The sequence below is a fragment of the Flagellimonas sp. 2504JD1-5 genome (assembly GCF_053618295.1).
This window is the reverse complement of the sequence record NZ_JBSIOU010000001.1, coordinates 1757032-1780850: the sequence shown is the minus strand read 5'-3', so window position 1 is coordinate 1780850 and position 23819 is coordinate 1757032. Positions and strand designations below refer to the sequence as shown.

Below are 23819 nucleotides of genomic sequence, written 5' to 3'. Positions count from 1 at the left end.
AAAAAGAAATGAAACGGTTCTTCAAATTTTTCTTGAATCTTCTTCCCAGACCTTGGCTGATCAAGTTGAGCTATTGGGTGAGGCCTATCATTGCCCTTTTCTTAAAAGGAAAAAAACATATAGACCCCATTGATGGCAAAAGTTTTAGAAAGTTCCTTCCGTATGGCTATGAAAATCCAAGGGAAAATGTACTTTCCCCCTCTACCCTTTCTTTGGAAAGACATCGATTATTATGGCTGTTCTTAAAAACCGAAACTGATTTCTTTACCAAAAAACTAAGCCTTTTACATTTTGCCCCCGAACAGGCTTTTTACAAAAGGTTCAAAAAATTAAAACATCTTTCATATACCACAACGGATTTGAATTCGCCTTTGGCGGATGTAAAAGCCGATATCTGCAATTTACCTTTTGATGATGATTCCTTTGATGTGATTCTATGCAACCATGTTTTGGAACATATTCCGGATGACACAAAAGCCATGCAAGAATTATATCGGGTATTAAAACCGGGTGGTTGGGGTGTTTTACAAATTCCACAGGATTTAAATCGGGATAAAACCTTCGAGGATGATTCCATTACCGACAAAAAAGAACGTACACAAATTTTTGGACAGTACGACCACGTCCGAATCTATGGTAGGGACTATTTTGATAAGCTCCGTCGTATAGGGTTTCAGGTGGATGAAGTGGACTATACTGCAAAACTTTCCGATAAGCATATAGAAAAGTATCGTTTGGCCAAAGGGGAGATTATTCCTGTGGTTTCCAAATAGCTATTACTTCATCAATTTTTCAAAACCTGGAGTCATAAACTCCTGGGGAATTCCTTCATCATCCAGGTAAATAATATACCCTTCCATATCCTCATTGGTTGCCAGTAATTTTTTGGATGCCGGCAAATCCATTGCCATTAAAGCAGTTGCAAACGCATCAGCTTCCGCACAAGTTTTGGCCACCACACTGGTCGCTAGCACGTTAGAATTTTTGGTATACCCTGTTTTTGGGTCTATTGTATGCACATATTTTTCTCCAGTATCGGGGTCTATTCTGAATTTTCTATAGTTCCCAGAGGAAGCCATAGCCTTATCTTCCAAGGATACAATCCGTTTTAACTGTCGGCCAGTGGTTACTTGGGGATCATCAATACCAACAGTCCATTGTTTTACGGAAATGGTATTTATCCCTTTGGTCAACACCTCACCTCCTACTTCAACCAAAAAGTTTTCAACTCCTTTGGCATTCAACATAGCTCCCAAACGGTCAATCGCATAACCTTTGGCAACCGCATTAAAATCGAACCGGATTTCGGGATGGGTTTTGGAAATTGTTCCATCAGCATCCAACTTTACTTTATTCCATCCCACATAATTCAACAAGCTATCCACCTTTAAACTGTCCAAATCCATTTGTTTTCCAGGTCCAAACCCCCATGCATTGGCCAAAATACCCACCGTAGGGTCAAAATACCCGTTGGAAACTTCGTAAACTCTCGTTGATATTTCAAAAACGTCACGGAACATCTGGTCCACAACCACTGTAGTGTCTCCATCGTTTATTTTTGAGATATCCGAAGCTGGAATATAGGTGGACATAGATTGATTTACCACTTGGAAAACGGAATCAATCTCTTTCTGAAAATCCAGTTCTTCATGGGTGATATAAATGATCGAATAAGTTGTCCCCAAAGCATTGCCCACACTTTGATTTTTCAACAACTGCTCAGTACCACATCCAAAAAAAAGTACCCCTGCAAATAAAAAGATTAGTTTTCTCATTCCTAAATTTCTATCAAACCCTGATAATCCACAATATACTCTTCATTTAGATATATGGGTATTTCTCTATTTGAGGCATTGGAAAGGCCTACCCCTGCGAAATATGTTCGAGCTTCAAATTTGTTCGCTTGATTTTTCACCTTTTTCATCAACTCCAAATCATAATCCTTCGGATTATTTGGAAACTCCACACTTCGGACCACAATAAAATGGAGCACTTTTTCTTTCAAACAAACATATTGGGGATTCTTTTTGGGTTTGCTGTTGATGGCCATAAATTCATAACCATCAGCCTCCAATTGTCGTCCCACAATATTCATGGCTAAATTGTGTAGTTCCTGATTTGTTAACGCCCTCCGTTCTTCCATAAAAAAACCGATACTTTCGCATCGGTTGGGTTTATTGTTTACCTCTCGACTGCCTGTCCTCCGTGCGAAACTTCGTAAGGCGGGCGCTCGAGGTGACATTATTAAATTTTATCCACCGAAATCATCGAATCTGATGTTTTCATCCGGGATTCCAAAATCCTCACCCATTTTCTGGACCGCTTTGTTCATTAATGGTGGTCCGCAGAAATATAGTTCAATATCTTCAGGAGCGTCATGATGGTTCAAATAATTGTCGATTACGCAATTGTGAATGAATCCAACAAAACCATCTCCTTCGGCATCAATATCTTCTTTTACCTTCCAGTTATCCTCTTCTAAAGGTTCTGAAAGTGCCATATAGAATTTGAAATTTGAAAATTCCTGTTCCAATTGTTTGAAATGATCAATATAAAAGAGTTCCCTTTTGGAACGCCCACCATACCAATAGGTAACCTTTCTGTTCGTTTTCAACGTTTTGAACAGATGATATAAGTGCGAACGCATCGGTGCCATTCCAGCTCCACCTCCTACATATAGCATTTCAGCTTCTGATTCATTGATGAAGAATTCACCAAACGGACCTGAAATAGTCACTGGATCACCTGGTTTTAAACCGAAAATGTATGACGAAGCAACTCCAGGATTTACATCCATCCATCCATTTTTAGAACGGTCCCATGGTGGTGTGGCAATACGTACATTCAACATAATCTCACGTCCTTCCGCTGGGTAAGAAGCCATTGAGTAGGCACGTTCCACAGTTTCAGGGTTTTTCATGACCAAAGGCCACAAATTGAATTTATCCCATTCATTTTGGAACTTATCCGGTGTTTCATGTTCTTCTGGATGCGCAGTGATGTCAATATCTGAATATTTCACCTCGCAAGGCGGAATCTCAATTTGAATATATCCACCTGCCTTGTAGTTCATTTCCTCTGGAATTTCAACAACGAATTCTTTGATAAATGAAGCAACATTGTAATTGCGAACAACTTTTGCAGGCCATTTTTTAATTCCAAAAACCTCTTCAGGAATGGTGATTTCCATATCCTGTTTCACTTTAACTTGACAAGCTAAACGGGCTCCGTGGTTTAATTCTTTCTTGGAAAAATGTGGGGTTTCAGTAGGCAGCGCCTCTCCTCCACCAGAAAGTACATGACACTCACACTGAATACAGGTTCCTCCCCCACCGCAAGCTGATGGTAGAAATACTTTTTGGTTACCCAATGTTGTCAACAAAGAGTTTCCAGAGGCGACTTCTATTTCCTTTTCACCATTAATGGTGATGGTAACTGGACCGGATGGGGATAATTTTTCTTTTGTGAACAGCAACAAGGCCACCAACAACAACAATAAAACCAAAAACGCTACTACGGTGATTAGAATGGTACCTCCGGTACTTGTGGCTAATATCATCTTTATTCGTTTATAACTTCGTTATATGAGACTGCTTTTTCATCATCTTCAATCTCCTTTTTAATTTCTTTTTCTTCTATGCTTTCTGCGGTAGTTGTCGCTACTTCCTCGGGTGGCTCATTATCCCCTGTCAACATTCCGCCAAAACTTTGAAACCCAATACCCATTAAACCAGTAATAATAAAGGTAATTCCCAACCCACGAAGTGGTGCGGGAACGTTGGAGTATCTTATTTTCTCACGGATGGCAGCAATGGCCAAAATGGCCAAAAACCATCCAATTCCGGAACTTACCCCATAATTGAATGCCAATCCCAAAGAAGGAATTTCCCTTGCCTGCATAAAAAGCGACCCCCCCAAAATGGCGCAGTTTACTGCTATCAATGGCAAGAAAATACCTAGTGAATTATATAGGGATGGGGAAAACTTCTCTACCACAATCTCCACCAATTGTACCATGGTCGCAATGGTCGCAATAAACAGGATGAACGATAGGAAACTTAAATTATAATCTGCATATTCAGGGCCCAACCAAACCAGGGCTCCGTCACGTAATAGGTATTGATCCAACAACCAGTTCAATGGAACGGTTACAGCCAATACAAAGATTACCGCGGCTCCTAATCCCACCGCTGTGGATACTTTTTTTGATACGGCCAAATAGGAACACATTCCCAAAAAGACCGCAAAGACCATATTATCTATGAAGATGGACTTAAAAAACAATTCTACATGCTCTAACATACCCTAATCTTTTATGCTTCTTCTATTAATGCTTTATTTCTTGAACGTTGTACCCAGATAATGATTCCAACAACAATCAAAGCTGCTGGCGGAATAATCATAAATCCATTGTTCTCATATCCGGTGGAATACAACCCAGTTTTTGCTATTGGATCTCCCAACACAGGGATTCCAAATAGTGTTCCTGAACCTAAAAGTTCGCGGAAAAAACCAACAATGATCAGGATAACACCATATCCAAGTGCGTTACCAATTCCATCTAAAAACGATTTCCAAGGCCCATTACCTAAAGCAAAGGCCTCAAATCGACCCATAATGATACAGTTGGTGATAATCAATCCCACGAAAACTGCAAGTGTCTTACTCAATTCGTACGCAAAGGCTTTTAATACTTGGTCGACCACAATAACAAGGGTAGCAACCACAATCAACTGTACAATTATTCGAATTTTTGACGGAATAACGTTACGCAATAATGAGATTACCACATTTCCCACTCCTAGTACAAACAAAACGGAAAGCGACATCACTACGGAGGCCTTTAGTTCTGCTGTAATCGCCAATGCGGAACAGATTCCCAATACCTGAATGGTAATGGGATTGTTATCCGCTAATGGATCTAATATTAGATTTGCATCTTTTTTTGAAAGTAGCCCCATATTATTTGGTTCTAATTGTTTCTAAATAAGGTTTGTAAAGTTTTAATGTCTCCTTGATCATGGCAGAGACTCCATTTCCTGTGATGGTAGCTCCGGCCAAGGCATCAACTTCGTTGTCATCCTTGTCATTGTTCAAGGGGTCATTGTTGCCCTTGATAACAGCGATACCGGAAATACGGCTTCCGTCCAAAACAGATTCTCCGGTAAAATCATCCATAAAATAGCGCAGTTTGATATTTGCGCCCAATCCCGGAGTTTCTCCTTTATGGTCAAAAACCACGCCTTGTACCACCATATTTTCATCCAAGGAAATATATCCCCAAATGGCATCCCAAAGTCCTTTTCCATACATCGGAATGATGTAAAATTCTTTCCCATCTTTTTCGCCGATGAACAGAGGCAATTCAGCTTCATCACCATTTTTGATGATGTTTAGCTGTTTTTTCATGTCAATCAAGTACGCTTCATCACGTTCCTTGGTTTCTGAACCAACAACAACCAATTGTTTTTTGATGTATTTTGAAAACTCACCCTCAACAATATCTGTTGGAATGAAGTTAACACTGCCCGCATCTTCATTTTGGCTCACACCCATGGCGTAGAGGATATTTTGTTGTTTTTCAAAACGCTCATTTTCGTCGATACGTGGTCTTAACCCTGAAGCCAAAAAAGCCAACAGGGAGCCCACGATAATTACCATAACGGTCGCAAAAATTACAGTGTAGCTATTTTTTTCTGTGTTGAATGCCATAATTAAACTGTTTCCGTTTTTAACGCTTCCACTTCACCAGATACTTTAGGGTATATGGTAGCACTCTTTAATCTTTTCATTCTTCTCTTGATATTACCCCTTACCACATAATGATCTATTGTTGGAGCAAATACATTCATCAATAGGATGGCCAAGAAAACTCCTTCTGGATATCCTGGATTGAACACCCGGATCATTACGGAAAGGAAGCCAATCAAAAAGCCATAAATCCATTTACCTCGGTTTGTCTGTGATCCCGTTACTGGGTCTGTGGCCATATAAACAATACCAAAGGCCAATCCTCCAACAAGTAAATGTTGCCAGAATTCGAAACTCATTAAGGTATAGAACTTGCTATATTCTGGAATCCATCCTGCAGTAACAACCCCGTTAAATATCAATCCCATGACCAAGGCACCGATTACGGCACTTACCATGATTCGCCATGAAGCGATTTTTGAAAAAATCAGGAACAGTCCACCCAAAAGAATCAACAAAGTTGATGTCTCACCAACAGAACCTGGGATGAATCCGTAGAACATGTCGGAAAGAGAATAAGAAATATCGGTGTTGCCTTGCGCTAAATATCCAAGTACAGTTTCGCCAGAAATGGCATCTGTTGTACCAGCTTTGGTAACGCCATCCACAGCACCGTGAACCCAAACTTTATCACCACTCATCCATGTAGGATAGGCAAAGAACAAAAACGCCCGAATGGTCAATGCGGGGTTCAGAATATTCATTCCTGTACCTCCAAATACTTCCTTACCAATAACAACACCAAAAACAACCGCAACTGCCAACATCCAAAGTGGAATATCTACAGGAACAATCAATGGAACAAGCATTCCGGTCACCAAATATCCTTCTTCCACTTCGTGGCCCTTGATTACGGCAAAAACGAATTCTACCGCCAATCCAACTCCGTAGGAGACAATCAACAGAGGTAAGATAGTTTTAACACCTAATAAGAAATTGGGCAATGTCAAAAAATGCTCAAAAAGTGAAAAATTCTCAGGAAAACCACTTACTGCTGCATTGTATTGATACCCTGTATTGAAAATACCGAACAATAAACAGGGCACCAATGCCATGATCACCGTATTCATGGTTCGTTTTAAATCATCAGCTCCCCTTACATGTGACCCGGAATGGGTAGTTTCATTGGGAGCATACAAAAAAGTATGTATTGCGTTGAAGGCCGGGGCCATTTTCTTGCCCTGGTACTTCAGTTTGGTTTTATGTAACTTTTCTTTCAATCCCATGTGCTATCCAATTTCTTGATGTAATAAATCCAGTCCTTCTCGAATAATTTGTTGGTGAGGCTGTTTGGAGATGCAGATGAACTCCGTTAAAGAAAAATCCTCTGGCGCCACCTCGTACAAGCCCAATTGCTCCATTTCGTCCAAGTCTTTTACCATACATGCCTTTAACAGTTGTAAAGGATAAATATCCATGGGAAAGACTTGCTCATATTGACCTGTTACAACAAAAGCTCTATGCTCTCCATTTGTATTTGTGGTAAGGTCGTATTTCTTTTTGGGCTGCATCCAGGAAAAGGTAAGCGCCCTAGTTGTAGAAATTTTATTGAAAATAGGCTTGTTCCATCCGAAGAACTCATAGTCGTCCCCTTCAGGAATGGCGGTCACCGTATTGTTATAAAACCCCAAAAATCCTTCTGGATGGGTTTTTGAACCCGTAAGCACATCGCCATTGATCAATCGGAATTTATCCTCCTTTACTCCGGCCGCGTATAAAAAGGTAGAGATTTCCGTTCCTATTTTGGTGGTGTAATATTTTGGCGCCTTCACCACAGAACCTGTTAAGGCAATGGTACGCTCAGCATTAAACTTTCCTGTCAACAACAACTCACCAATAATCACCAAATCCTGAGGCGAAATTGTCCAAGCAGTTTCTCCTTTGTTAATAGGATCTATTTTATTGATTTGGGTTCCAACCAATCCAGCGGGATGCGGTCCTGAAACTTTATGAAGTGTTACTCCTTCCAAATTTGCCAATGGTGAACTATTTGACTTCCCTATCGAAACATGTATTTGTCCCGGAGTCAGTTTTCCCAATGCATTTATTGCGACTTGAAGTTCGGTTTCCTTTCCATTTAGCACATAATCGGCATCTGCAGCTAAAGGTGCTGTTGTATATCCTGATACAAATATTGCCTTTGGTGTGACATCAGGATTTGCTATTATATCGTACGGGCGCTGCTTTATAAATGGCCAAACACCAGATTTAAGCAACAATTCCTTGATAGCATTAGCATCAGAGGAAGTATCCAATGTTTTGTGCTCAACATACTCCTGACTCTTATCAGCCAAAATCTTTAATGTCAATATTCTTCTTCGTGCCCCGCGAACTATTTCCACCAATTCTCCACTAACAGGGGAAACGAAAAGCATCTCCTCTTTGTTCTTGTTGTAAAACAATGGCTCTCCGGCTTTTATCTCGGCTCCTTGTTTTACCAACATTTTAGGTGTTATTCCATGAAAATCTTCTAGGTTAAGGGCATATACGTTACTTAAAACGGCTTTAGAAGTAGTCTGCTCTGCTGCCCCGACAAGGTTGATGTTCAACCCTTTTTTAATCCGGATGTCTTTAGACATATTGTTGTAGACCTTTTGTTATCAAAACTGGCGCAAATTTAGCACTAAAAGGATTGTTTTCATAATTATTTGACCATAAAAATGGGATTACATCGAGCTAAATTTGTCGGGCACACTTTTTGTTTACCTTTACCCAAAAAATACGCTGTTAATGCGTTTAATGATCAAACAAATCTTTTGCTGTTTTTTTGTTTCAGGAATCTTCGCCCAAGTCCAGCAAGAAGTGAATCCTCCCGAAAACATTAAAACCATAGTTTTCAAAGGCCCAACAGAAGACCAGTTTCCAGTTATCCAATTGGGAGAGTCCATTACATTGGAATTTGATGATCTTACAGCAAGTGAACAGGATTACTATTATAAAATAATACACTGTGACTATGACTGGACACCTTCACAACTTTTAAAATCGCAATACTTGGCCGGAGCGGACAACCAACGCATCATCGACTATGAAAACAGCTACACCACCTTGCAGCCCTATTCCAATTATAGATTGACCATTCCGAATGACAATGTTAGATTAAAGGTTAGCGGCAATTACCTCATTGAGATTTACAATACTTATGGCGAACTTCAATTTTCTCGTCGATTTGTAGTGTATCGCGATTTGGTTTCGGTAAGAGGTGAAGTAAAGCGTTCCCGGGATTTCAACTTCCTCAATGAAAAACAAGTAGTTCAGTTTTACATCAACACAGCCGGGTTTCCAGTGGTGAACCCAAAAAAGGAAGTAAAGGTTGCCATTTTGCAGAATAATTTTTGGCCGACAGCACTGTTCAACGTAAAACCACAATTTACGTTGGGAACCGAACTGGTTTACAAATACGACAAAGAGACCAGCTTTTATGGCGGTAACGAGTTTTTAAATTTTGACACCAAAGATTTAAGATCACCCACCTTTGCTATTTCCAGGGTAGAGTTCAAAGACCTTTACAACCATTATTTATTCACTAATGATTTTAGGTATGATGTTCCCTACACCTACTTCCCGGATATTAATGGGGATTTTGTTGTACGAACATTACAAGGCGACGATGTCTCTCGGGAAGCTGAATACACAAAGGTACATTTTAGTCTACCTTACACCAATGAAATAGGTTTAGACCAGGTTTATGTAGTGGGTAAGTTCAATAATTTTGATTTGAGCGAAGAAAACAAAATGAACTACAATGAGGAGTCAGGCAAATTTGAACTCATCTACCCCATTAAACAAGGTTTTTATAATTATAAATATGTAGTTGTGGGTGAAGGTGCGGAGGCAGATATGAACTTGGTCTCGGGCAATTTTCACTTTACGGAAAACAACTATCTGATTTTGGTCTACTATCGAAATTTTGGAGATCTCTATGATAGTATTATAGGTATAGGTTCTGTTAACTCTAGAAATATTAGCAATTAACTATCTTTAGCGGCAAATCCTGAAAGGGAAATGGCCAACAAACCAAGCTTAATAACCAAAGGACGCTACGAACTAAAGTTTAGGGGAACCGAATGCCTTAACTGCGGTCATCCACTGGACATCAGTGACAAGTATTGCCCTAATTGTTCACAAGCGAACAGCACCAAAAAATTAATCCTTAAGGATTTTTGGGATGAGTTTTTCTCAAGTCTTATCAATTACGATTCCAAACTTCTAAAGACGCTTTACGCCCTCTTGCTGAAACCTGGAACTATCACCAAAGATTATATCAATGGGAAACGGGTATCATACACAAATCCATTTCGGTTTTTATTGAGCCTTGCTTTTCTTTACCTTTTGATGTTCTCCTACAACAACAATTTTTCCAGCTTGGACAAAGCTGCAGAAAAGTACAGTAAAAATACAACCACTAGTCCTATTTCCTTTGATCTCAACTCTGGCACCCTTACCGCCGACAGCGTCCAAATCAAGCAACAAGTCACCAAAGGACTCCAAAAAATGGATTCCATGGGTTTGAGTGATGTCCCTGCCACAAAGCAGATACAATATCTGGATTCCTTTGGAGTGTTTAATGGGGAATATGTCCAAAATGAAGCCAACAAGGACTCTATTATGCTAGCAGACCCGAAAACTTATTTTGAAAGCATAAGAAATGATTCTGGAATAGGTGGTTATGCCTCCAAAATGGAGTTCTTTTCCAATATGATCAGGCACGACAGCCTAAGCAGTTTTGCCGAGGCCAAAACCAAATATGGAGTGGACACGGCATTATCGAACAGAATGACCTATAATGCTTCCAATAGTCTTTTAAGGGTTATTAAGGAGCCAGGGACCTTTATAAATGTCACCCTTTCCAAGCTTCCTTTTGTCATTTTCTTCTTTTTACCACTGTTCGCAGTTTTCATTTGGATGGTGTACATCAGAAAAAAATACACCTACACCGATCATCTTATCTTTAGTTTCCACAACCAGTCATTATTATTTATCTTGCTCATCCTTAGCCTTATAATAGATACCATATTCAATACGGCAAGTGCAGGTATATTTTTGCTGATTTTCGGTTTTTATCTGTACAAGGCCATGAGAAGGTTTTACGGGCAAGGAAGGATTAAAACGATTATAAAATATCTCTTTCTGAATACAATGTTCACTTTATTGGCATTGTTTGTGGTAGTTGTATTATTTACAGGAAGTGTTTTTACCTATTAGTGTATGTTTACTCAAATTACAAAAGGAATCAAAGTATCGGTGCAAACCACCTTTGAAGGTACATTCTTCAAAAACTACAAAATGCACTATGCCTTTGGGTATACCATTACCATTGAAAATCAAAGTCAAGATACCGTTCAGCTTACGGCAAGGCATTGGGATATTTTTGATGCCCTAAAGGAAATGGAAACCATAGATGGCGAAGGTGTTATCGGAAAAAAACCAGTCATTAAGCCAGGTAAATCACACACCTATAGTTCCGGTTGTTTGTTGGCATCGCCAATTGGTGCAATGCGCGGACATTACCATATGGTAAACTTCAGCTCTACCGAGGAATTTGAGGTTGATATTCCAACCTTCAAATTTGCCGCTCCTTTTGCGATAAATTAAATTTTCGGGCTCTTTGTTTTCATTAATTCAATTACAATATCTTGTAATTATTAATCTGTAAATACTTTTTTCTTTTAGTACCTTTGACGGAATTTTTAACATCTAAAATCCATCATAATGGGAAAAGGTTTTTTTCAAGTACCAACCGCATATAACGAGCCGATAAAAAGCTATGCTCCAGGTACTCCTGAACGTGAGGAAGTGCTCAAACAATATAACGCATACTATAACGGAAAAGTCGATGTTCCGCTCTATATAGGTTCTGAAGAAATCAAGACTGGAAACACTAATGCAATGTCACCTCCACATGAGCATGGCCATGTAGTGGGTCAATATCATTTAGCTGAAAAAAAACATGTAGACCAGGCCATATCCAATGCCTTGGAGGCACGTGACGCCTGGGCAAATTTAACTTGGGAACAGCGAGCGGCCATCTTTTTGAAAGCAGCTGATTTGGTTGCCGGTCCATATCGAGCCAAGATAAATGCAGCCACAATGATGGCACAATCAAAAACCATACATCAAGCGGAAATTGATGCAGCTTGCGAGTTTATAGATTTCCTAAGATTTAATGTGGAATACATGTCGCAAATCTACGCAGAGCAACCAGAATCTGCAGATGGCATATGGAACCGTGTAGAATATAGACCATTGGAAGGTTTTGTATATGCCATTACACCGTTCAACTTTACCGCTATAGCAGGAAACCTTCCCGCAAGCGCAGCCATGATGGGGAATGTTGTTGTTTGGAAACCAAGTGACAGCCAAGTTTTCTCAGCAAAAGTTCTAATTGACGTTTTCAAGGAAGCTGGACTTCCAGATGGTGTCATCAATGTAGTCTTCGGTGATCCTGTGATGATTTCGAATACAATCTTGTCCCACGCCGATTTTTCAGGGCTTCACTTCACCGGTTCCACTTTTGTCTTTAAAGAATTGTGGAAACAAATCGGAAACAATATCCATACCTATAAAACATACCCAAGAATTGTTGGTGAAACAGGAGGAAAGGATTTCATCCTAGCCCATCCAACAGCAAAACCTGCACAGGTAGCAACTGCAATTGTAAGAGGTGCTTTTGAGTTCCAAGGACAGAAATGTAGTGCCGCTTCGCGGGTATACCTTCCAAAATCAACAGCAAATGAGATTCTGGATTTGGTAAAAGCAGATATTAAATCGTTCAATAAACCAGGTTCGCCTGCCGATATGAGCAACTTCATAACAGCAGTTATTCATGAAGGCTCCTTTGACAAGCTGGCTAAATACATTGACCAAGCTAAGGCGGATGACAATGCAGAAATTATTGCTGGCGGTGGTTATGACAAATCAGTGGGTTATTTTGTAGAGCCTACGGTTATTTTGACCAAAGACCCCAAATATACCACCATGTGCACTGAACTTTTCGGACCTGTTGTCACGATTTACGTTTACGATGACAAAGACTGGAGCCAAACTTTGGAATTGGTGGACGGTACCTCAGAATATGCCTTAACAGGTGCTGTTTTGGCTACCGACCGCTACGCTATTGACCAAGCTACCAAAGCGTTGCAAAATTGCGCTGGAAACTTTTACATCAATGACAAACCAACAGGCGCTGTTGTAGGTCAACAACCATTTGGTGGAGCTAGAGCTTCAGGAACCAATGACAAGGCGGGTTCTGCACAGAACTTGTTGCGATGGGTCTCTCCAAGATTGATCAAGGAGACATTTGTTACCCCAGAGGATTATAGATATCCATTTTTAGGATAACATTCCTAATAAATAAGATATGGCCCCATTCTACTAAAGTAGTTTGGGGCTTTTCATTTGCATTGGGCCAATAATTGAAGTTCATGCCATTTAAAATTTCAAGTATTTCTTGTACTTTCATTTCAAAGAATTGTTGATGCAATATGGTTTTGGTGATATAGTCACTTTACTTGGGTCTCTTGGGCTTTTCCTCTATGGTATGAAGGTAATGAGCGATGCCCTTATGGAAGTTGCGGGCGATAAAATGCGCAATATATTGGCTACCATGACCTCGAATCGTCTTTTCGCTGTCTTCACTGGTTTTTTGATCACCTCAGTTATTCAATCCTCATCGGCCACAACCTTAATGGTTGTGAGTTTTGCCAATGCATCCCTGCTAACTCTTACCGAATCAATAGGTGTTATTATGGGAGCCAATATCGGAACCACTGTAACGGCTTGGCTAATCACCTTATTGGGGTTTAAGGTCAGCATGGGTGCCATTGCCCTTCCATTAGTGGGTTTAGGTTTTGTAATGACCTTTGCAAAAAACAAAAAGGCCAAACAGTGGGGACGCTTCATTATCGGTTTCGCCATATTGTTTATTGGCCTACAATTTTTGAAGGATGCTGTTCCCGATATTGGCAATAATCCAGAGGCCCTTGCCTTTTTATCCAAATACACCCAGCTTGGTTTTGGTTCCATTCTGATATTCTTATTAATTGGCACCCTATTGACCGTAATTATACAATCGTCAAGCGCCACTATGGCTTTGACACTTGTGATGTGTTATGAAGGCTGGATTCCTTTTGATATGGCTGCAGCCATGGTACTGGGTGAAAATATTGGAACGACCATCACCGCCAATTTAGCGGCACTCGTGGCCAACTTTCAGGCCAAAAGAGCTGCTCGGGCACATTTGATCTTTAATGTCCTGGGCGTACTATGGCTTCTGATATTGTTTGTTCCTTTTTTGAACGGTGTCAATTGGTTCGTCACACGGGATGGTGGACTTTCTCCTTTTGCCGAAGCCACTGCCATACCAGTGGCCCTATCCATATTTCATACCACATTTAACATTACCAACACCTTTTTGTTGATCTGGTTTGTACCCATTATTGCCAAAATTGTGAAAAGATTTGTTCCAGAACTAATTGACCCTGAAAAAGAGATAGATCAACCCATGTACCTCAACAAAAATGATCTAAAATATCCTCAAACTGGGATTGCGGCTCTTTTAAAAGAGTCGACAAGACTTTTTGAAAAATCGGCTTTTAAAGCAATTGCCCATGGCGTTCACGTGCATAGGGAAGACATTAGGTCAGATAAAAAAGCTAAAGTGATAGTAGACAGTAAAAAGGCCATTGAAGTAGATTTGGACCAACTGTATTACCTTAAAATCAAATCGATTTACAATAAAATTGTGGAGTATGCCACCGTTTTACAGAGCAAATTTGAATTGAACAAAGATCTAATAGCCGCAATAAGAAATATTCTGATTGCAAATAGGCATATTGTTTCTGTGGTCAAGGCCATGAAACCAATACATCGGAACCTTTCCATATATATGGATTCAGATAATCATTATATCAAAAAGGAGTACAATGCCCTTCGGAAAATAATTGTAAAGGTCATGCGTATTGTAACCAACATAAAAGATGCGGAGGATCCTTCAAGTTTTATGGTCAAATTAGATAAGCTTAGGGATAAAGCTGATAAAAGCGACGTAATCATGAACGGGTCCATAAACCAACTGATAAGAAAAAACCACATTACCAATGAAATGGCCACCTCTTTGATGAACGACAGTGACTCCGTAATCAATATTGTAAAGGATCTTATTACAGTGGTTGAACTGCTTTACATTACCAAGGATTCAATTCTTGAAGAATCAAAGTTACCCGAACAATTGGAATTTGAAGAGGGCATTTTAAGTGGAGATGACCAAAACATCCCTTCTAGATAATCACATAACTCCTACAGGTATTAGACGGATTTTCTGTTAAATAAGAACCATTATTTGCATGGTAACATAATTTATATGTAAATTTAACGTTAAGTAATTGTAAAATTAAAGCAATTCAAATACTGTCTCCTATGAAAAAGCGTATTTATGATTTCGTAAATTATGTCAGGGAATATTCCCGAAAGTGCAGATTGGTGTACAATAGAATGTTGAGTATATAAGTTCAACTTTTAAACTTTTGAGGTAGGTATACTACTTTTTTGGTGTCAAAAAAGTCCTCTGTAAAAAAGGTTTTTAAATCAAAAATTTGGACCGTTTTATAATCTTTGAGTTCTTCGGTCAAATCACCTCCTTTTAGGTATAATATCCCATTTTTGCGCTCATGGGCCGATTCTTTCTTGGTCTTGCCTTTGGTCCAATGCACAAAGGTTGGCATAGCTGCCACCGCCCTACTTACAATAAAATCGTATTGTCCGTCCAAATCCTCTACACGGGTATGGTGCGCTTTCACATTTTCCAATCCCAAGCCTTCAATTACCTCATTTACCACTTTGATTTTCTTCCCAATTGCATCAACAAGTGTAAATTGGACTTCAGGAAATAATATTGCCAAAGGAATTCCTGGGAAACCACCACCGGTTCCAACATCCAATATTTCCGCGCCTTCATTAAATTGTTGAACTTTTGCTATTCCCAATGAATGCAGTACATGGCGAAGGTACAATTCATCGATATCCTTTCTTGAAACCACATTTATTTTTTTATTCCAGTCTTGATATAAAATATCCAATGCTTCAAAATGCTTCTTCTGGGTATCACTGAGCTTCGTAAAATATTTGAATATTAGGTTGGCATCCATATGCTATCTGTTAATTTGGGCAAAATTAATACTTTTGGCATCTTAACATCGTTTTATAGAAAAGGTGAACAAGTTGAGCGGTCAATTTGGTTACCTTTGAAAAAATTTATTTTATGGAAAAGGAGATTATCCGGTTCTCAAGAAAAGATTCAGCCCAATTTTTTAAAACATTGAACAAGAGAGTAAATCAATACTTCAATGAAAATCAGATAAAGAAAACCGGTAATTGGAAACTTCACCTCAAAACTGTGGTGATGTTCGCTTTATTTCTTGCACCTTATTTTTTGATGCTGACCTTAAATCTCCCATTCTGGGGATATGTGCTGTTGTCAGTAACTATGGGTGTTGGAATGGCGGGAGTTGGGATGAATGTTATGCACGATGGCAACCACGGTTCCTACTCCAACAAAAAATGGGTGAACAAACTCATGGGCGGCAGTATTTACATATTGGCCGGCAATGTATATAACTGGCAAGTACAGCATAATGTATTGCACCATACATACACGAACATTCAAGATCATGATGAGGACATGGAAGCAGGAAGGATTCTTCGATTTTCCAGACATGCCGAATGGCGAAAGCATCACAAATTTCAACACTACTATTCTATATTCCTTTATGGTCTGTTGACTTTCAATTGGGCGATCACCACAGACTTTCAGCAAATGTATCGTTACATGAAAAGAAAACTATCTTATGGAAAGTTACCAAATCCTGTTATTAACTGGAGTACTTTGGTAATCACCAAGCTTATTTATATCACCATTTGGATCGTGCTTCCATTGATTTTTGTGGAAATTGCATGGTGGCAAGTGTTATTGGGCTTCTTTATTATGCACTATGTTGCAGGGGTAATTTTAAGTGTGGTTTTCCAATTGGCCCATATTGTCGATGAAGCGGAAACCCCATTACCAGATGAAAGTGGAACCATGAAAAACACTTGGGCCATACATCAATTGGCGACGACCGTAAATTTTGGCACTAAGAACCGTATTGTAAACTGGTTTACGGGTGGACTGAACCACCAGGTGGAACATCATATTTTTCCAAATATCAGTCACGTTCACTACACAAAAATTTCCAAAATTGTGAAACAGACTGCCAGGGAGTTTAATTTACCTTACAACGAATATAAAACTACCAGAAAAGCGATAATTTCGCACTTCAAACATTTGAGGGAGCTAGGTAAGAATCCAGCCCTTCAATACCAGTAAAACAATTGGATTTATGAGTAACCAACTTTCGGATAGGATCAATAGTTTAGTCCCTTCCGCAACCCTCGAAATGGCTGCAAAAGCACGCGAATTAAGAGCTGAGGGAAAAGATATCATTGGACTTAGTTTGGGGGAACCGGATTTTAAAACTCCAGACTACATTAGAGAAGCCGCAATCCAAGCAATAAACGACGGATATAATTCCTACACTCCAGTTGATGGATATGTAGAGTTAAAGGACGCCATTATTACTAAATTCAAACGGGATAACGGCATCGATTATGACCGCTCCCAAATTGTGGTTTCAACAGGTGCAAAACAAGCACTTTACAATGTGGCCCAAGCTTGTTTGAACAAGGGTGACGAAGTTATTCTACCATGCCCATATTGGGTAAGTTATAGCGATATTGTTAAACTTACCGATGGGGTTCCAGTTGAAGTTGCCACTTCTATTGAAAATGATTTTAAAATGACCCCAGAGCAGTTGGAGGCTGCCATAACCCCAAAGACCAAGATGCTTTGGTACAGCTCTCCATGTAATCCAAGCGGATCTATATACAGCAAAGAAGAGCTTAGGGCCTTGGCCGATGTGTTGCAGAAGCACCCACAAATTGTGGTGGTAAGTGATGAAATTTACGAACACATCAATTATGGGGTAACGGCGCATGCTTCAATGGCTGGATTTGAGGATATGTATGACCGTACAGTTACCGTTAATGGAGTTGCAAAAGCTTTTGCCATGACAGGTTGGCGAATTGGGTACATTGGTGCACCCACTTATATTGCAAGGGCTTGTAATAAATTACAGGGACAGGTGACCAGTGGTGCCAATTGTATTGCACAACGGGCCGTAATCACCGCACTTTTGGAATCTCCAACCCGCGTACAATACATGGTGGATGAATTCAAGAATAGAAGAAAGCTTATTTTAGAATTACTGAACAATATTCCTGGTTTCCAATGCAACGAACCTGAGGGCGCATTTTATGTTTATCCTGATATTGGTTCTTTCTTTGGAAAAACACTGAATGGAAAACAAATCAATAATGCTTCCGACTTTGCCATGTATTTGCTGGAAGAAGCCAATGTTGCAACTGTTACAGGTGATGCGTTTGGAAATGGAAACAGTATTCGTATTTCCTATGCCGCCAGTGAAGATGATATTAAAGAAGCCATTTCGCGAATTGCTTCTGCAGTATCATAAAAGAATACCTAAACTCAAACTAAAAAGGGAACCTTAAGGTTCCCTTTTTTTTTATCTAAGGATGAATCCATTCTTCATCGGATCCTTTGGGTCAATAAGAAAAGTATGTCTCCCCGTAATATGAGCTGTACCTTCAACTTGTGGAATTACTGCTTTAAAAGGACCATAATCCTGCTCTGAAACCACACTTCCTACAAAAATAGAGTCGGTAACGCTTTCAATGGACATGGCTTGGTTCATTTCCAACTCCTTTCTTGCCCAATGTATTGCCATTCTTCCTGAAACTCCCGAACCTGTGGGGCACCTGTCCACTTCTCCTTCCGCAAAAATGCAGACATTTCTACTATCAATACCTTCTTTGGAAGATTCATCAATAAAAATGGTACCATATAAAAAACTCAGGTCATCTTCAAAGGGATGCTTAATTTCCAAATCTTGCTCCATCACCGCTCTTTTTATGGCCATTCCATTTGTAATCATCTCTTGGTATGAGTCAGGAGAAAGATTCAATTTTATAGCATTCTTTTTTAAATCCACATAAGCATAAAATGCGCCACCATAAGCCAAATCATAGGTCACCTCTCCCAATCCTTTCACCTCAACTTTTCTATCAAGGCCAACCACAAAACTGGGCACACAATGAAACCGAACGTCTTTTACCTGTTTATTCACAATATTGACGTAAGAAATAATTCTTCCACAGGGGGCATCAATTTTTAGCATGTTTTCCCCTTCTTTCACATGAATCCAATCCATCTGAACCGCTAGAGTAGAAATCGCAATAATGGCATGACCACACATGGTACTATATCCTTCATTATGTAAAAACAAAATGCCGAAATCCCCATTTTCATCATTGGGCGGTACTAAAATGCACCCATACATATCGGCATGTCCTCTAGGTTCGAACATTAGGGCAGTGCGCAAATCATCATAGTTTTCCTTACAATACCTTCGGTATTCCAGAACGGAATTTCCCTTTAGCTCTGGAAAACCATCAACAATCACCCTTAAAGGCTCCCCTCCGGTATGCATATCGATAGTTTTAATTTCCAGCCAATCTGAAGGGGCTGAAAAAGTAGTTTTTTTAAGTATATTTTTATACGTACTGCTCATTTTTCAAATTTGGAATAGTAATATGTGGCAGCGGCCAAATCCTCTAAAGCATGTCCAACGGACTTGAACAACGTAATTTCGTTGTCATCTGTTCTCCCTAAATGAGTTTCGCCGCAGAGATTGAATAAATCTGCCTTAATATCAGATTCTTTTAGAATTCCTTTTAGCAAAGGGATGGCTATGTCACCACTTTCTTTTAATCCTGAAAACGTGTCCAAAAAAACTGAAGCTTTTATAATAACATCATCATCAGCCTCGCGCATATTGGGTTTGTAGGCTCCAACCAGGTCTATATGTTGCCCAGCAACCAGATTTTTACCGAAAACCAAAGGTTCTTCAGAAAGCGTTGCACAGGAGACGATATCCACTTCTGAAATTTTCTCCTCCATTTTGGATATTGCTTTGACACGAAATTCCTGATTCGAAAGTGCCCGGCATACTCCCTCTGCCTTTTTCAAATTTCTACCCCACACATAAACTTCTTCAATGGGTCGGACGGAAGCGTGTGCTTTAATCAGATTCACCGAAAGTGCTCCCGTACCAATCATTAACATTGAAGATGCATCTTTTTTTGATAAATAGGATGAAGCCAAGGCAGATGCTGCAGCTGTTCTTTTTGCGGTCAAACTTTTGGCTTCCATTATTGCTTTTAAAACACCTGTAACTGCATCCAGATACAAATAACTTCCTTGAATGGATGGCAACCCGAAATTATCATTGCCCGGGTTAACCGTAACCACTTTAACCCCGGCTTCTTTACCAGGATTCCAAGCTGGCATCAACAACAATGTAGTGTCCTGCTCGGTTCTTGGGTTGGGCAAGTCATGATGGTGTCTTTTGGGGATTAAAACAGTTTTTGACGCAAAAGCGTTTTCCAACTCTTCTACCAATTCGGAAAAGTTGGTGTTTTCTTCAATAAAAGTTGAATCAATATATAAGGGTTGTTCCAATTTTAATGGTGTTTTAGCAAGACATATCGGCCACAATTTTCCATTCCCCATCAATCTTTCGAAGTACTATCAGAAATACGCCATTTGCATCCCCTGCCTTTCGCATAAGATGATACTGCCCCATAACATAATAAGAATTCGAATCGATTTTGGTTACGGCATCAACGGTAAATTTTAAAGTACCTGTATCTGCCTCGGTAGGGTATCTTTCTTTGTATCCTGATAGGGTTTTATCCCAGCCCAATGTAAGTCCTCTTGCTCCATAAAATTGCAAAGAGTCATTCTTCCAATATCCCTGCATAAACCCTTCCAAATCATGATTGGACCAAGCTTCTTCCTGATTATACAATATCTGCATGATTTCTTCTTTATCTTCTTGTTCTGAAACAGTGCAACCAAAACAGCATAGGGCAATACCCATTACAAGGAACATGGCTTTTTTCATAAAATAAATATTGAATTCTAAAACAGAGGTAAGCTACGTTTTTTTCCAGAAATATGGGGTAAGTATGATCAGCACTGTGAACAGTTCCAACCTCCCTAACAGCATTAAAAAGCCACACCACCATTTACCTGCATTCGGCAGGCTATTGTAATTGCTCATAGGGTTGAGACTACCAAATGCGGGACCGACATTTCCCAATGATGAAGCCGAACCTCCGATTGCCGATACAAAATCAAGACCCAGAAAGCCCAAAACCAGAGATCCAATTATAAAAAACAACATATAGAGCACAAAGAAGGCAATGATATTGTACACGATATGCTCGGTAACCGTTTTATTATTATAGCGGACCGGTATTATGGCATTAGTGTGCAGTGTTCGCTTAAATTCTAGAATCCCATTTTTTATGATAAGCAAGTGTCGCATTACTTTTATTCCACCTGCAGTGGAACCTGCTGACCCTCCCAAAAACATCAATCCAAAAAAGAAAATGGTAAGAAATGGTGTCCAACCTGTGAAATCAGCTGTTACAAATCCAGTTGTTGTTACAATCGCAACCACCTGAAAAAGAGCATGTCTAAAGGAACTTTCACCTTCTCCCCACACCATAGGATGGAAATCGGAAACCTCAACATTCGCTTTAAAATTCACTACTAAAAAAGCCGTAATGGTAAATAAGATAATGAAGGTGGTATAATATTTAAACTCTTCGTCCTTTATTATGCGTTGTACCCGACCAGTGAAAGCGAAATAGCTTAATACAAAGTTACTCCCGGCCAAAAACATGAAAACAATTGTAATATATTGGATTAGAGGTTGATTGTTCCAATAGGCCAAGCTTGCATTTTTGGTGGAAAATCCACCTGTGGAAAGGGTTGCCAAGGAATGGTTCATGGCATCAAAGAAGGTCATTCCGGCCAATTTTAAAAGAATGGTCTCGGCCACCGTATATCCAAAATAAATCAACCACAGTCGTTTGGCGGTATCCGTAATTCTCGGATGTAATTTATCCCCTGCAGGTCCCGGAGCCTCTGCGGCAAACAACTGCATCCCTCCTATTCCCAAAAGTGGTAAAATAGCTATGGCCAGTACAATGATACCCATTCCGCCTATCCAATGGGTTAGGCTTCGCCAGAATAGGATTCCCTTCGGCAATATTTCTATATCATCCAATATTGAGGCTCCCGTGGTTGTATAACCGGAGATTGTTTCAAAAAAAGCATCAGTCACCGTAGGAATTGCGCCAGAAAAAAGATACGGGAGCGTTCCTGAAATGGACATGATAATCCATCCGAAGGTCACTACAATGTACCCTTCTTTTCTTTTGACCTCCTTTTTATGGCCACGGGTACCGAACATAGCCATTATTCCAAACAACATTGTAACAATAGCTGCAAGGGTAATGTCCAGAGTAACCCCATCATCATAAATACCACTTACAAAAGCAGCCAAAAGCATAAATGAGCCGTTGCATAGTAGCAATAGCCCCATAATGTGGATTATGATACGGGTATTGAGTCCCATTACAAGAACAACTTTTCTATTCTTGGAATCGCTTTGGGCAAGCAGCAAACAACAACGCGGTCGCCCTCCTGAATTCTGAAATCACCAAGAGCAATGATGCCTTTGCCATCCCGAATCACTCCGCCAATACTGGCTTCCCTGGGAAAGTTCAATTCACGGATAATTTCCCCATTTACCAATGAAGTAGCTTTTACCTCAAACTCTAATATCTCGGCGTTTAAATTGTTCAATCGGGTCAAAGCCAAAACCTCTCCCCTTCTTATATATCGGAATATATTGTTTGCCGCCAATAGCTTTTTGTTGATCAGGGTGTCCACACCAATGGAATGGGACAGTTGGAAATAATCCATATTCTCGACCATGGCGATGGTCTTTTTTATCTTCTTTGATTTGGCGACCAAACAGGACATAATATTTGTCTCAGAATTCCCTGTAACTGCGATAAAGGCGTCCATGGATTCCAGGCTTTCCTCGTCCAAAAGCTCCACATTTCTACCATCACCATTGATAACCAGGGCATGCGGAAGTTCGTCAGCAATATCAAAGGCCTTTTCTTTGTCCTTTTCTATCAATTTTACATTGAATTTTTTATTGCATAGGTCACGAGCTGTATTGAAACCAACCTTACTTCCACCTAGAATCATCACATTTTTGATTTCCTTTTTCTGCATACCAGTAAGCTTGTACAGCTCATCCACGCCTTCATCGGAAGTAATAAAATAGACTTGGTCACCTTCCTTAAAAACAGTATCCCCACGTGGAATCAAGGTGTATTGGGTACCCATTCGTTGTAAGGCTATTGGCATAAAATGGAGTTCTGGAAATATTTTAGCCGCTTCTTTAACCATTTTACCTACAAACGGGGCTGATTTTGGCAAGAACACCCCTATCATTGTCAGCAATCCTTCTTCAAATTCGTAGGTATCGTTAAACGCAGACTGGTTTAACAACAACTGTATTTCTGTTGCGGCAAGTTCTTCCGGAGAAATCAATTCATCAATTCCAAGTTCATCAAACTTTATCAATTCCCTGTTATCCATGAATTCCGTATTGGAAATTCGGGCAATGGTACGTTTACAGCCCAGCTGTTTTGCCAACATGCAAAGTGTGAGATTTGTAGTTTCAGATGCCGTAACCCCTATAACCAGTGCTGAACTTTCAACACGGGCATCCCTTAACACTTCTATTGAAGTGGCATCACCACGGAGTACCCTAATATCCAAATGATTATCCGCATACGATAAACTTTCCTTGTCCGTATCAATCAATGTAATATCCTGGGCTTCATAGGACAATAATTTTGCCAAATGAAAGCCTACCTCACCTGCTCCCGCAATTATTATTTTCATTGATTAGAATAAAATGTTCCCAAAAAGTTCAATTTGTGTGTCATGAGCGGCAACAAAGAATAACAGCCGCGGTCCCTAAGACAAATACCTAACATAATACGGAAAAGCTTTCCATGAT

The 23819-nt window shown here is 39.8% G+C and carries 22 protein-coding genes; 8 read left to right on the top strand and 14 right to left on the bottom strand.

The window, feature by feature from the left end:
- The first annotated feature begins 8 nt into the window (after positions 1-8).
- The gene (locus tag ACULLG_RS07895) at positions 9-773 is read left to right on the top strand and encodes a class I SAM-dependent methyltransferase (RefSeq protein WP_452126223.1); all 765 of its coding nucleotides are present in this window, start codon (positions 9-11) and stop codon (positions 771-773) included.
- A gap of 3 nt (positions 774-776) precedes the next feature.
- Here the strand turns inward: ACULLG_RS07895 and ACULLG_RS07890 are convergent, their stop codons facing one another.
- The 8 genes from ACULLG_RS07890 to ACULLG_RS07855 all read right to left on the bottom strand — a co-directional run bounded on the left by ACULLG_RS07890 (position 777) and on the right by ACULLG_RS07855 (position 8330).
- Positions 777-1775 carry an FAD:protein FMN transferase gene (locus ACULLG_RS07890; RefSeq protein ID WP_452126222.1) on the bottom strand — a complete coding sequence of 333 codons (999 nt, stop codon included), beginning with the start codon at positions 1773-1775 and terminating at the stop codon, positions 777-779.
- Between the two features lie 2 nt (positions 1776-1777).
- Complete coding sequence (locus ACULLG_RS07885; protein WP_452126544.1) at positions 1778-2143, bottom strand: Na(+)-translocating NADH-quinone reductase subunit F; 366 nt, start codon at positions 2141-2143, stop codon at positions 1778-1780.
- A 108-nt stretch (positions 2144-2251) separates the two neighbouring features.
- Complete coding sequence (gene nqrF, locus ACULLG_RS07880) at positions 2252-3559, bottom strand: NADH:ubiquinone reductase (Na(+)-transporting) subunit F (RefSeq protein ID WP_452126221.1); 1308 nt, start codon at positions 3557-3559, stop codon at positions 2252-2254.
- Between the two features lie 2 nt (positions 3560-3561).
- Complete coding sequence (nqrE, locus tag ACULLG_RS07875) at positions 3562-4302, bottom strand: NADH:ubiquinone reductase (Na(+)-transporting) subunit E (RefSeq protein WP_452126220.1); 741 nt, start codon at positions 4300-4302, stop codon at positions 3562-3564.
- 11 nt (positions 4303-4313) lie between these two features.
- The gene (locus ACULLG_RS07870; protein ID WP_452126219.1) at positions 4314-4961 is read right to left on the bottom strand and encodes an NADH:ubiquinone reductase (Na(+)-transporting) subunit D; all 648 of its coding nucleotides are present in this window, start codon (positions 4959-4961) and stop codon (positions 4314-4316) included.
- 1 nt (position 4962) lies between these two features.
- Positions 4963-5712 carry a Na(+)-translocating NADH-quinone reductase subunit C gene (locus ACULLG_RS07865; protein WP_452126218.1) on the bottom strand — a complete coding sequence of 250 codons (750 nt, stop codon included), beginning with the start codon at positions 5710-5712 and terminating at the stop codon, positions 4963-4965.
- A 2-nt stretch (positions 5713-5714) separates the two neighbouring features.
- On the bottom strand, positions 5715-6977 hold the full coding sequence (locus ACULLG_RS07860) for an NADH:ubiquinone reductase (Na(+)-transporting) subunit B (RefSeq protein WP_452126217.1): 1263 nt from the start codon (positions 6975-6977) through the stop codon (positions 5715-5717).
- A 3-nt stretch (positions 6978-6980) separates the two neighbouring features.
- The gene (locus ACULLG_RS07855) at positions 6981-8330 is read right to left on the bottom strand and encodes a Na(+)-translocating NADH-quinone reductase subunit A (RefSeq protein WP_452126216.1); all 1350 of its coding nucleotides are present in this window, start codon (positions 8328-8330) and stop codon (positions 6981-6983) included.
- A 151-nt stretch (positions 8331-8481) separates the two neighbouring features.
- Here ACULLG_RS07855 and ACULLG_RS07850 point away from each other — a divergent pair, with 151 nt between their 5' ends.
- The 5 genes from ACULLG_RS07850 to ACULLG_RS07830 all read left to right on the top strand — a co-directional run bounded on the left by ACULLG_RS07850 (position 8482) and on the right by ACULLG_RS07830 (position 15037).
- Positions 8482-9726, top strand: coding sequence for a type IX secretion system plug protein (locus tag ACULLG_RS07850; RefSeq protein ID WP_452126215.1), 1245 nt, complete (start codon positions 8482-8484; stop codon positions 9724-9726).
- A gap of 30 nt (positions 9727-9756) precedes the next feature.
- Positions 9757-10956 carry a DUF3667 domain-containing protein gene (locus tag ACULLG_RS07845; RefSeq protein ID WP_452126214.1) on the top strand — a complete coding sequence of 400 codons (1200 nt, stop codon included), beginning with the start codon at positions 9757-9759 and terminating at the stop codon, positions 10954-10956.
- A gap of 3 nt (positions 10957-10959) precedes the next feature.
- A complete protein-coding gene (apaG, locus tag ACULLG_RS07840; RefSeq protein ID WP_452126213.1) occupies positions 10960-11346 on the top strand; it encodes a Co2+/Mg2+ efflux protein ApaG in 387 nt (128 codons plus the stop codon).
- A 117-nt stretch (positions 11347-11463) separates the two neighbouring features.
- A complete protein-coding gene (pruA, locus tag ACULLG_RS07835) occupies positions 11464-13092 on the top strand; it encodes an L-glutamate gamma-semialdehyde dehydrogenase (protein ID WP_452126212.1) in 1629 nt (542 codons plus the stop codon).
- 109 nt (positions 13093-13201) lie between these two features.
- Positions 13202-15037: a Na/Pi cotransporter family protein gene (locus ACULLG_RS07830; RefSeq protein WP_452126211.1), complete on the top strand. Its 1836-nt coding sequence runs from the start codon at positions 13202-13204 to the stop codon at positions 15035-15037.
- 223 nt (positions 15038-15260) lie between these two features.
- Here ACULLG_RS07830 and rsmG read toward each other — a convergent pair whose 3' ends face one another.
- Positions 15261-15896 carry a 16S rRNA (guanine(527)-N(7))-methyltransferase RsmG gene (rsmG, locus tag ACULLG_RS07825; RefSeq protein WP_452126210.1) on the bottom strand — a complete coding sequence of 212 codons (636 nt, stop codon included), beginning with the start codon at positions 15894-15896 and terminating at the stop codon, positions 15261-15263.
- A gap of 113 nt (positions 15897-16009) precedes the next feature.
- Between rsmG and ACULLG_RS07820 the strand changes: the two genes are divergently transcribed.
- Both ACULLG_RS07820 and ACULLG_RS07815 read left to right on the top strand, forming a co-directional pair.
- Positions 16010-17113 carry a fatty acid desaturase family protein gene (locus tag ACULLG_RS07820; RefSeq protein WP_452126209.1) on the top strand — a complete coding sequence of 368 codons (1104 nt, stop codon included), beginning with the start codon at positions 16010-16012 and terminating at the stop codon, positions 17111-17113.
- A gap of 13 nt (positions 17114-17126) precedes the next feature.
- The gene (locus tag ACULLG_RS07815) at positions 17127-18317 is read left to right on the top strand and encodes a pyridoxal phosphate-dependent aminotransferase (protein ID WP_452126208.1); all 1191 of its coding nucleotides are present in this window, start codon (positions 17127-17129) and stop codon (positions 18315-18317) included.
- 51 nt (positions 18318-18368) lie between these two features.
- Here the strand turns inward: ACULLG_RS07815 and ACULLG_RS07810 are convergent, their stop codons facing one another.
- From ACULLG_RS07810 to trkA, 5 genes are read right to left on the bottom strand one after another with little or no spacing between them, the layout of a single operon-like run.
- Entirely contained in the window at positions 18369-19433 is a 1065-nt protein-coding gene (locus tag ACULLG_RS07810; RefSeq protein WP_452126207.1) for a proline racemase family protein, read from the bottom strand.
- The gene (locus ACULLG_RS07805; RefSeq protein WP_452126206.1) at positions 19430-20383 is read right to left on the bottom strand and encodes an ornithine cyclodeaminase family protein; all 954 of its coding nucleotides are present in this window, start codon (positions 20381-20383) and stop codon (positions 19430-19432) included. The genes ACULLG_RS07810 and ACULLG_RS07805 overlap by 4 nt, the downstream gene beginning before the upstream one ends.
- A gap of 13 nt (positions 20384-20396) precedes the next feature.
- A complete protein-coding gene (locus ACULLG_RS07800; protein ID WP_452126205.1) occupies positions 20397-20828 on the bottom strand; it encodes a YybH family protein in 432 nt (143 codons plus the stop codon).
- 33 nt (positions 20829-20861) lie between these two features.
- Positions 20862-22352 (bottom strand): TrkH family potassium uptake protein, encoded by a 1491-nt coding sequence (locus ACULLG_RS07795; protein WP_452126204.1) that lies wholly within the window; start codon positions 22350-22352, stop codon positions 20862-20864.
- Positions 22352-23701, bottom strand: coding sequence for a Trk system potassium transporter TrkA (trkA, locus tag ACULLG_RS07790; protein ID WP_452126203.1), 1350 nt, complete (start codon positions 23699-23701; stop codon positions 22352-22354). The genes ACULLG_RS07795 and trkA overlap by 1 nt, the downstream gene beginning before the upstream one ends.
- Positions 23702-23819 lie beyond the last annotated feature (118 nt).

Bases quoted from the DNA above. Each gene is read 5' to 3' on its own strand.
- ACULLG_RS07895 (WP_452126223.1), top strand. From the start codon at position 9: ATGAAACGGTTCTTCAAATTTTTCTTGAATCTTCTTCCCAGACCTTGG.
- ACULLG_RS07890 (WP_452126222.1), bottom strand. From the start codon at position 1,775: ATGAGAAAACTAATCTTTTTATTTGCAGGGGTACTTTTTTTTGGATGT.
- ACULLG_RS07885 (WP_452126544.1), bottom strand. From the start codon at position 2,143: ATGGAAGAACGGAGGGCGTTAACAAATCAGGAACTACACAATTTAGCC.
- nqrF (WP_452126221.1), bottom strand. From the start codon at position 3,559: ATGATATTAGCCACAAGTACCGGAGGTACCATTCTAATCACCGTAGTA.
- nqrE (WP_452126220.1), bottom strand. From the start codon at position 4,302: ATGTTAGAGCATGTAGAATTGTTTTTTAAGTCCATCTTCATAGATAAT.
- ACULLG_RS07870 (WP_452126219.1), bottom strand. From the start codon at position 4,961: ATGGGGCTACTTTCAAAAAAAGATGCAAATCTAATATTAGATCCATTA.
- ACULLG_RS07865 (WP_452126218.1), bottom strand. From the start codon at position 5,712: ATGGCATTCAACACAGAAAAAAATAGCTACACTGTAATTTTTGCGACC.
- ACULLG_RS07860 (WP_452126217.1), bottom strand. From the start codon at position 6,977: ATGGGATTGAAAGAAAAGTTACATAAAACCAAACTGAAGTACCAGGGC.
- ACULLG_RS07855 (WP_452126216.1), bottom strand. From the start codon at position 8,330: ATGTCTAAAGACATCCGGATTAAAAAAGGGTTGAACATCAACCTTGTC.
- ACULLG_RS07850 (WP_452126215.1), top strand. From the start codon at position 8,482: ATGCGTTTAATGATCAAACAAATCTTTTGCTGTTTTTTTGTTTCAGGA.
- ACULLG_RS07845 (WP_452126214.1), top strand. From the start codon at position 9,757: ATGGCCAACAAACCAAGCTTAATAACCAAAGGACGCTACGAACTAAAG.
- apaG (WP_452126213.1), top strand. From the start codon at position 10,960: ATGTTTACTCAAATTACAAAAGGAATCAAAGTATCGGTGCAAACCACC.
- pruA (WP_452126212.1), top strand. From the start codon at position 11,464: ATGGGAAAAGGTTTTTTTCAAGTACCAACCGCATATAACGAGCCGATA.
- rsmG (WP_452126210.1), bottom strand. From the start codon at position 15,896: ATGGATGCCAACCTAATATTCAAATATTTTACGAAGCTCAGTGATACC.
- ACULLG_RS07820 (WP_452126209.1), top strand. From the start codon at position 16,010: ATGGAAAAGGAGATTATCCGGTTCTCAAGAAAAGATTCAGCCCAATTT.
- ACULLG_RS07815 (WP_452126208.1), top strand. From the start codon at position 17,127: ATGAGTAACCAACTTTCGGATAGGATCAATAGTTTAGTCCCTTCCGCA.
- ACULLG_RS07810 (WP_452126207.1), bottom strand. From the start codon at position 19,433: ATGAGCAGTACGTATAAAAATATACTTAAAAAAACTACTTTTTCAGCC.
- ACULLG_RS07800 (WP_452126205.1), bottom strand. From the start codon at position 20,828: ATGAAAAAAGCCATGTTCCTTGTAATGGGTATTGCCCTATGCTGTTTT.
- ACULLG_RS07795 (WP_452126204.1), bottom strand. From the start codon at position 22,352: ATGGGACTCAATACCCGTATCATAATCCACATTATGGGGCTATTGCTA.
- trkA (WP_452126203.1), bottom strand. From the start codon at position 23,701: ATGAAAATAATAATTGCGGGAGCAGGTGAGGTAGGCTTTCATTTGGCA.